Raw genomic sequence first — 9,099 nt, 5'->3', positions numbered from 1 at the left:
CCTAAATACGGAAATGATGATGATAGAGCAGATGATTTAGGAGTAGAATTAGTTAATAAATTCTCATCAGAACTTAAGAGACATCCTCTATATAGAGATGCTAAGCATACATTATCAGCACTTACAATTACATCTAATGTTATGTATGGTAAGAAAACTGGTACAACACCAGATGGAAGAAAAGCAGGAGAAGCTTTAGCACCAGGAGCTAATCCAATGCATGGTAGAGATGTAAATGGAGCATTAGCATCACTTAACTCAGTAGCTAAAATACCATATAATGAAATATGTCAAGATGGTGTATCAAATACATTCTCAATTGTTCCAGATGCACTTGGAAAAACTGAAGAACAAAAAATTGATAACTTAGTTTCAATTTTAGATGGATATTTTGTACAAGGAGCTCATCATTTAAATGTTAATGTTCTTAATAGACAAACATTAATTGATGCTATGGAAAACCCAGAACAATATCCAACATTGACAATTAGAGTCTCAGGATATGCAGTTAACTTTAGTAGATTATCAAAAGAACAACAATTGGAAGTTATAAGCAGAACATTCCACGAAAATATATAAGTTAGATAAATGAGAGGCATAATTTTTTTATGGCTATCGACATTTATCTACATCGTCTAAAAGCTGTAAATAATAGTTGCTACGTAACTGGACAATCATTTCTAAACTTCAGATTGGGTCAAAATCTAATTTGAAACTAAAAACTTTTTTATAATTATAGAATATGTGCAAGAAAAATAGAAAGAAATTATGAAAAAATCAGGCTATGTTTTACAATATGAACATTCACTTAAAACATAGTTAAAAATTAAGAAGCTTTAGCATGTTGCTAAAGCTTCTTAATTTTCTTAAAGTTCTATAAAATATAATTTAAATATATATATTCTAAAAATCATTGTTTATATAAATTTATTTAATATGCCTAAACTTATAAATAATGAATTATATTAACTTAGAACATATATATTATTTTTTATTCTTAAGAAGATTAGTAAAATATCCTCTAGGAAAATATCCTTTTTTTAAGCCTTCAGTAACTGTTAAATAAGTTGCTGTTGTATCGAATCTTGCATCATGATAATTTCCACTACCTTTAAATAGTCTATCAGATGTTTCTGTAATTTGTTCTTTAGTTATGTTAAGAAAGTTTATAACCTCTTCTAATTTTGGATTTTTAATTTCTCCATTCGATTTTGGAATTCTACATATATCTCTATAATGAGCCATAGTACAGAATGAATGCTTAGGGTTAAAATCTTCTTCTAAAAGTGATAATTCATGTTTTAAGAATCTAATATCAAAGTTAACATTATGACCTATTAAAAAATCTGCATCTAAAAAATCTTGAATGAACTCTGGAACTATATCTTCAAAGTAATTACCCTCTGATAATTCATAAAGCTTTTCTAAAGAAAAACCGTGAATTGCTTGAGCAGAAGGATCCATTTCATCTACTGTAAAAAAGAAATTTTTTCCGGTGGTTAATTGAGGTTTTACACTAGCATCAACTGTTATATAACTTAATTGACATATACTACCTGGTTTAATGCTTGTAGTTTCTGTATCAAAAAATAATAATTTCATTTTAAATAATACCTCCTAGTTTTTTACAAAGTCAAGTTAAATTAATTTAACTATCTTAATACATTATTTTCTTTTTAATGCTAAGTTTAATTATATAGTATTTCAGGACTTTTTCAAATAAGGTATATTCAAAAAATGACAAGTCGGTATGCTAGTCTATTTTGCGTCATACTATGTCGGCATGTTAGCATATATAGATATGAATCAAAGATTCTTCTTTGTACTTATGCAAAATATACATCGTATTGTTAACTCGCTATTTTATTTTATATGCTTAATTTAAAATTAATAAATAATTATTATTAATTAATATTGAATTCAAATTACTTTCAATGTATACTTAAATGGTAGGAAATAAAAAGCATTTCTTGACTAATAATAACTGGCCTAAATTAAAATTGTTTTGATTAGAATATATATAACTAGTTTGCAATAAATAATTTACTAAGAAATGATAATAATATATGTAGAGTGAAGTAATTAGGAGGACTAAAGATGATAAAAGAAAGAAAACGTAAAATATCGATTGTAGGTGCAGGATTTGTAGGATCAACAACTGCATTTGCTTTAATGAACAGTGGAGTAGCTACTGAAATATGTATTTATGATATTAATATGGATAAAGCTATGGGAGAGGTTATGGACTTGGTTCATGGAACTTCTTTTATAAAACCAGTAAATATATATGCAGGTAATATAAATGAAACTAAGGATTCTGATATAATTATTATTACAGCAGGTGCAGCTCAAAAAGAAGGAGAAACTAGATTAGATTTAATAGAAAAAAATTATAATATTTTCAAAGGATTCATTCCAGAAATAACTAAGTATAGTCCAGATGCAATTTTGTTAGTTGCATCTAATCCAGTGGATATATTAACATACATAACATATAAGTTATCAGGTTTTCCAAAAGAAAGGATAATAGGAACAGGCACGGTATTAGATACATCAAGATTAAAATATGTTATTGGCAAATATTTAAGTGCTAATAATAATAATGTTCATGCTTATGTTTTGGGAGAACACGGAGATAGTGAAGTTGTAAGTTGGAGTACTGGAAGTATCGCTGGAGAAACATTTGAAGAGTATTCAAAGAAGTTTGGATTAGAATGGGATGATGAAATTAAAGCTGTAATTGAAAAAGATGTTAAGAACTCTGCATATGAAATAATTAGCAGAAAAAAAGCAACTTATTATGCAATAGCTTTAGCTATAAATAAAATAGTAGAATCAATACTTAGAGATGAAAATACAATTTTAACTGTATCTTCTTTAATGATGGGGGAGTATGATATAGAGGACATATATTTAGCAATTCCTACTATACTTAATAGAAATGGTGCAGAAAGAATAATTGACCCAAAGATAAGTGATAGCGAAATAAATAAACTAAAATCATCAGCAAAATTATTAAAAGAGCATATGGAAAAGTTATCTATTTAATATAAGTTATAGTTTGACAAGTGAAATAAATTTGATTATAATGTGGATAATAAAGTTTTTGTTGACAATGGGGTCAAGTATGCATTGAGCATTCTATGACCTCTTTTTTATTAATAAATATAAAATAATAGAAGAAATTGGGGGACTATACATGAAAATTGAAGGCGTTATTATTCCAGAAGGCTATAAGAGCAAGAGTTCATTAATTGAAACAGAAGTTCATATTAAGAAAATCAAAGATTTTTTTGAAAGAGCTATTGCAGAAAATTTAAATTTAACTAGAGTTTCAGCACCATTATTTGTTGAACCTGCTACAGGTATGAATGATAATTTAAATGGTATTGAAAGACCTGTAAGTTTTGATATTTTAGCGACAGGTAAAGATGTACAAATAGTACATTCATTAGCAAAATGGAAAAGATATAGTTTATTTAGATATGGCTTTAGTGTTGGACAGGGATTATATACAGATATGAATGCTATAAGAAGAGATGAAGAACTAGATAATCTTCATTCTGTATATGTAGACCAATGGGATTGGGAAAAAATAATAACAAAACAAGAAAGAAGCTTAGAAACTTTAAAAGATACAGTAAAAACTATATATAAAATTTTTAAAAACCTTGAAGATTATTCTTGCAATGAATTAATAAATGAAGAGAAGTTTTTACCAGAAGATATTTTCTTTATAACTACTCAGGAATTAGAAGATAAATATCCAGATAAAACATCTAAAGAAAGAGAAGATATTATAGCTAAAGAAAAAGGTGCTGTATTTATAATGAAAATTGGAGGAACTTTAAAATCAGGGGAAAAACATGATGGAAGAGCTCCAGATTATGATGATTGGACTTTAAATGGAGACATAATTTTCTATTATCCAGTACTTGATAGAGCATTTGAAGTATCATCAATGGGTATTAGAGTTGATGAAGAAGCTTTAGAAAAACAACTTAAAATTGCAGGATGTGAAGATAGAAAAAATCTTGAATTCCATAAGCTACTATTAGAAGGAAAATTGCCATATACAATTGGAGGCGGAATTGGTCAATCAAGAATATGTATGTTTTTCTTAAGAAAGGCACATATTGGAGAAATTCAAGCTTCAATATGGGATGAAAAGAATCTAAAAATTTGTTCTCAACATGATATAAGATTATTATAATTTATAAAGAATATCACGGAAAAAATTATATCATTCAATTAAAGAATAATATAATTCCTAGAATTTAAGAATTTGGCTTTGTTTTAAAACCGTGTTGATATTGTTATATTTTTGTAAAGTGGACATTGAAATTGGACTTTTAGAACTCTTAATGAGTATTGTCATCTTTCCTGCTTGTTCAAAGCTTGCCTTTGGAGCAAGCTAAAAGAGGACTATACTCATTTAGACGTTCTTAAGTTCAATTTCTTAGCCCGCTTTATAATATATAACAATATCAACACTCTGCTAAAACATAGCCAAGAATTTAAGAATTTGCTTGTAAAATACGAGCTTAGAGAATATAGTATATAGAAAAAAGCTACATTCAAATATAAACTAAGTAATATTTGAGTGTAGCTTTTTTAATTTTTTAGTCAATAAATATTTGCTTTAGGGAATTGACTAATTATTTTCTTTAATATGCCTTATATTCTGAAACTAATTTCACCACTGGTTATAATTTTCTCTTTTCCATCTGCATCTTTAACAACAAGTTCGCCGTTATCAGTTAATGAAACACAAGTTACTATTTCTTCTTTATTGTAAGTTACTAATTTTGCTTTATTATTTATAATATTAGAGTTAGCCCTACATATAGATATAACTTCTGATATATCTATATTTAATATAAATTTATTATATAGTTGTTCAAAATGATTTAAGAAATTAGCAAGAATCTCAGTTCTTTTAAAATTTTGCTTTAATTCAATTTTGAGAGAAGTAGCGATTTCCTTTAATTCATTAGGAATATCATTGCTTTCAATATTAGCATTTATTCCAACACCTACAATTAAATAATGTATCCTATCCATATCACATTTCATTTCAGTTAATATTCCACATATTTTCTTTCCGTTTAGAAATATGTCATTAGGCCATTTAATATTTACTTTGATATCTAGTTCAAGTAATGCTTTATAAATAGAAGCAGCAGCGATTTGAGTTATTTTTGAAGCTTCTGTTGGAGGGATATCTGGTCTTAGTATCAATGTAAACCAAATTCCACCGTTAGGGGAAATCCATTGCCTATCAAACCGTCCTTTACCTAAAGTTTGTTTTTCAGCTATTACTAAAGTTCCACTTTGTACATCGCTTTTACCAAGTTCTTTTGCTTTGTCATTTGTAGAAGTAAGTTCATTAAAATATTTAATATCTTTGCCTATTTCAGTTGTTTTTAATAAAGGTATAATTTCTACAGGATTTAATAAATCAGGAGAAGAAATAAGTTTATAGCCCTTTTTAGATACTCCTTCAATAATATATCCTTTATCTTTAAGTGATTTTATGTGCTTCCATATAGCACTTCTTGATATATTTAAGTGAGAACTTAAGAGTTCACCAGATATATATCCTGAAGAATTTTTCAATTTATTTAAAATTTTGAGTTCCATATAATATCTCCTCGTATAATAAGTTTTGTAGTTAGCTTTAAGTTAATTTTAACAAATTAAAATAATATTAGGAATATTAAAATAAATAACAATTCAGTATGCTAGTCTATTTTGCGTCATACTGTGTCGATAAAATCAGCCCATGGCTTGCTATGCGTTAATTTCATCTCCTTGTCTGACACCAAATATACGTCACATCTTTGATTTGCTATTTTCTTTAATATGCCTTAATTAAGACATATTATCTAATAAATTTAAAAAACTGTTAAATAAATTATATCATATTAGATTTAAGTTGTATAAAAAGCGTATAAAATAGCGAGAATCAAAATAATTAGTGGCATAATTATTGAATTTTAAATATTCATATTATATAATTATAAGGATAGTCTAACTTTAAGTAATATTTAATACAAAGACTCTTAGAAAGGAAAAAATAAATGAATAAAAACATAAAAAAGAAAAAGAGGCCAGTAAAAGCTAGACAAAAAAATTCTAAAATAAAGAAGAGAAAGTTTTCATCTAAAACTTTTCTAGCTTTTTTAGCATTTATGCTTGTTTTTACAGCTTGTACAGGACCTTTTGCGCTTTTATATGGACCTTTTGAAAATGCAAAAAGAAACTATGTTGGAGCAGCGATGACATCAATGAATCATCAATTTTTAGCAAAATGGTTTTTGTCAGACGAGAAAATAGCAGAAATTTTAGGAGGTTCTTCAGTTTCCAGTAGTGAAAATACTAATGTGGATGAAATTAAAATACCAAAAGTAAAAGATGGAACTATTGAATTAAATGAAATTGAAAATAGTAAGTATAAAGGATATCTTTTAGTTATAAAAGATCCAACAAGAGTAAAAGTTGGATATACTTCAAAATTAAAGAAAGAAGGAGAAACTACATCTAAAATTGCAGAAAATAATGGTGCTATAGCTGCTATTAATGGAGGTGGATTTACAGATAAATCTTCTAATGCTCAATGGACTGGAAATGGTGGGCTTCCAATTGGGATTATTATGAATAACGGAAAAATTGAATTTAATGATTTAGGAGAAGATAATAAAACTGATTTATTAGCAATAACAAAAGAAGGAAAGTTAATAGTTGGTAACTATTCAGTAAATGAACTTCAAAAATTAGGTGTTCAAGAAGCATTAAGTTTTGGACCTTCTCTTGTCGTAAATGGGAAAATGACACCAATGAGTGGAGATGGTGGTTGGGGAATAGCGCCGAGAACTGTAATAGGACAAAGAGCAGATGGAGCAATACTTTTCTTGGTTATAGATGGTAGAAGCATAACAAGCTTAGGTGCTACTTTAAAAGAAGCGCAAGAAGTCATATATAAATGTGGAGCAGTTAATGCAATAAATTTAGATGGTGGGAAATCAACAACAATGTATTATGAGGGCGATATAGTTAATACTCCATCAGATAGTCTAGGGGAAAGAGCGATACCAACAGCAATTATTGTTAAGTAAAAGGAGAGGTCATAAAATGAATATGTTTAAGAAAATAATTGCTTGGGCAATGCTATCTCTAGTACTACAATTTGCTGGTTTATTCGTGTTAGATAGCTTTGTATTTAAGCACTCATCAGATTTTAAAATGACAAAAGTAGAAGCAGATAAAGAGGATACAAAAAATATAAAAGCAACTATCCCAAATGATGCTGAAGAGGTTAAAATATCATATGATGGGAAATACTTAACTTATTATGAAAATAAAGTTTTATACATAGAGGATACAAAAACAGGTACAAAAACTGAAGTTACAACTGAAAAATCGGGAGAAATTCTGTATTATAAGTGGCTTCCAGATAGAAATAGAATTATTATTGCAGAAAAAATCCAAAAGGATGGAACAGATAAGATACAGATTATAACTCATGATGCTAAAAATGGTTATGAGAGTTTTGTTAATGAAGTATGTCAATATCAAAAAAATATGGAAGTAAAGAAGATAACAGTATCTGTTCTTACAGGAGTGTATTATGTTGACATATATAGAGGTGCCATGAAGGATACTATTTATAGAATAGATATAAATCATACTATTTCTAAGGTTTCTCTTCAATCTAATGTTTTAGGTAATATCGAAGTAATTCCTCATGCAGATAGATTAGTTTATCAAGATGAATTAAATAATACTTTTTATTTAACAAGTCCAAATAAAAAGTTGAGTTTCAAATCAGATAAAAAATTAACGCTTCTTGGAATTGACAATGAAGATACAATATATATTGGAGAGATTACTTCTGATAAAATATCAAAAATAACTTATGGAACTGTTGATCAGGACATATCAGCGTGGAAAAGTGTAGATTTAACTCAAGTTATAAATAAAAATGATCTTTTCTTTAATAGTAAAAGTGAAATATTAATTAATGATAACCTTCAAGGTATGGTTAAAAATCTAACAACAGGGAAAGAAGTTTCTTACGATGGAAAATTGGTGGAAATTAAGGAAAACTTTGTAGCTACTGTCAGTGAAGGTAAATTACAGTATACTAGCTTAATTAAAAAGTAGAAATTTTATTAGATGAAACTATCCCAAAGGTGAGAAAATTTAAAAAGGGATGGTTTCATTATTTTCTTTCATATGCTTAATACTAATTTGAATGAGGAGTAAAAATATATGAATTATATGGATAAAATACTTGATGTATTATTAGTAATACCAGCAATTTTAATTGCTTTTACATTTCATGAATATGCACATGCAAGAGTTGCAGATAGATTAGGTGATAAGACAGCCAGATTTCAAGGAAGGCTAACATTAAACCCTGCGGCGCATATTGATCCAATAGGTTTTTTAATGATTTTAATATTTAAGTTTGGATGGGCTAAACCAGTTCAAACAAATCCATCAGCATATAAAAATTATTACAAAGATGACTTGAAAGTGAGCTTGGCAGGACCATTAGCTAATTTAATTATAGGAGTTATAACTGCTATAATATATGGATTGTATGTTAGATTTGCAATTACCATTTTGCCAATATCTTATTTTAGTGTTATAAAAAGTATGATTTTAAATACAATAGTGATTAATGTTAATATTTTTATATTTAATTTACTTCCTATACCAGGATTAGATGGATTTCACATTTTAGAAGATTTAATGCCAGAAAAATTTTATGCAATTAAAGATCAGCTATATAGATATCAAATGATAATATTGTTTGCCATAATATTTTTTGGTGGAGTTTTAATTTCTATACCATCTGAAATAATAATAAATTTATTATTAAAATTATCAGCATTTGTATTTGGAATATTTTAAACAAAAGGGGCTGTATTATAATACAAATCATTTAATGATATGATGTATATTCAAAAAAAGAAATAGAAATAACATTTGTGGAAGAAACATTGAAAAATAAGCTTAGAGTTTCTTCATTTGAAGTTGTTCCATAAATGATTGTCCTAATGCATATTAGGAGCAATCTTTTATGGGTAC

8 protein-coding genes are annotated in these 9,099 nt (G+C 27.5%); 6 read left to right on the top strand and 2 right to left on the bottom strand.

What is annotated here, in order from left to right; genetic code table 11:
- On the top strand, nucleotides 1-579 hold a 579-nt coding region (locus tag BM027_RS05325), incomplete at its 5' end, for a glycine radical domain-containing protein (RefSeq protein ID WP_139209537.1).
- A gap of 405 nt (nucleotides 580-984) precedes the next feature.
- Here BM027_RS05325 and BM027_RS05320 read toward each other — a convergent pair.
- Nucleotides 985-1,602 carry a 3'-5' exonuclease gene (locus tag BM027_RS05320; protein WP_090089453.1) on the bottom strand — a complete coding sequence of 206 codons (618 nt, stop codon included), beginning with the start codon at nucleotides 1,600-1,602 and terminating at the stop codon, nucleotides 985-987.
- Between the two features lie 495 nt (nucleotides 1,603-2,097).
- On the opposite strand from BM027_RS05320, the gene BM027_RS05315 reads away from it, so the two are divergent.
- A complete protein-coding gene (locus BM027_RS05315; protein ID WP_090089452.1) occupies nucleotides 2,098-3,048 on the top strand; it encodes an L-lactate dehydrogenase in 951 nt (316 codons plus the stop codon).
- Between the two features lie 157 nt (nucleotides 3,049-3,205).
- Complete coding sequence (gene asnA, locus BM027_RS05310) at nucleotides 3,206-4,213, top strand: aspartate--ammonia ligase (protein WP_278320208.1); 1,008 nt, start codon at nucleotides 3,206-3,208, stop codon at nucleotides 4,211-4,213.
- Between the two features lie 464 nt (nucleotides 4,214-4,677).
- Here the strand turns inward: asnA and BM027_RS05305 are convergent, their stop codons facing one another.
- Nucleotides 4,678-5,643 carry a biotin--[acetyl-CoA-carboxylase] ligase gene (locus BM027_RS05305; protein ID WP_090089450.1) on the bottom strand — a complete coding sequence of 322 codons (966 nt, stop codon included), beginning with the start codon at nucleotides 5,641-5,643 and terminating at the stop codon, nucleotides 4,678-4,680.
- A gap of 440 nt (nucleotides 5,644-6,083) precedes the next feature.
- On the opposite strand from BM027_RS05305, the gene BM027_RS05300 reads away from it, so the two are divergent.
- The 3 genes from BM027_RS05300 to BM027_RS05290 all read left to right on the top strand — a co-directional run bounded on the left by BM027_RS05300 (nucleotide 6,084) and on the right by BM027_RS05290 (nucleotide 8,922).
- Nucleotides 6,084-7,118 carry a phosphodiester glycosidase family protein gene (locus tag BM027_RS05300; protein ID WP_090089449.1) on the top strand — a complete coding sequence of 345 codons (1,035 nt, stop codon included), beginning with the start codon at nucleotides 6,084-6,086 and terminating at the stop codon, nucleotides 7,116-7,118.
- Nucleotides 7,119-7,134: 16 nt separating this feature from the next.
- Nucleotides 7,135-8,166 (top strand): dipeptidyl-peptidase IV, encoded by a 1,032-nt coding sequence (locus tag BM027_RS05295; protein ID WP_090089448.1) that lies wholly within the window; start codon nucleotides 7,135-7,137, stop codon nucleotides 8,164-8,166.
- Between the two features lie 117 nt (nucleotides 8,167-8,283).
- A complete protein-coding gene (locus BM027_RS05290; protein ID WP_090089486.1) occupies nucleotides 8,284-8,922 on the top strand; it encodes a site-2 protease family protein in 639 nt (212 codons plus the stop codon).
- The last annotated feature ends 177 nt before the right edge of the window (nucleotides 8,923-9,099 follow it).

The sequence above is a fragment of the Clostridium uliginosum genome (assembly GCF_900112485.1).
GTDB classification, from domain to species: domain Bacteria; phylum Bacillota; class Clostridia; order Clostridiales; family Clostridiaceae; genus Clostridium; species Clostridium uliginosum.
Note: the sequence above shows the minus strand (reverse complement) of the source record. Positions and strands in the feature narration are given on the sequence as shown.

Bases quoted from the DNA above. Each gene is read 5' to 3' on its own strand.
- BM027_RS05320 (WP_090089453.1), bottom strand. From the start codon at position 1,602: ATGAAATTATTATTTTTTGATACAGAAACTACAAGCATTAAACCAGGT.
- BM027_RS05315 (WP_090089452.1), top strand. From the start codon at position 2,098: ATGATAAAAGAAAGAAAACGTAAAATATCGATTGTAGGTGCAGGATTT.
- BM027_RS05295 (WP_090089448.1), top strand. From the start codon at position 7,135: ATGAATATGTTTAAGAAAATAATTGCTTGGGCAATGCTATCTCTAGTA.
- BM027_RS05305 (WP_090089450.1), bottom strand. From the start codon at position 5,643: ATGGAACTCAAAATTTTAAATAAATTGAAAAATTCTTCAGGATATATA.
- BM027_RS05300 (WP_090089449.1), top strand. From the start codon at position 6,084: ATGAATAAAAACATAAAAAAGAAAAAGAGGCCAGTAAAAGCTAGACAA.
- BM027_RS05290 (WP_090089486.1), top strand. From the start codon at position 8,284: ATGGATAAAATACTTGATGTATTATTAGTAATACCAGCAATTTTAATT.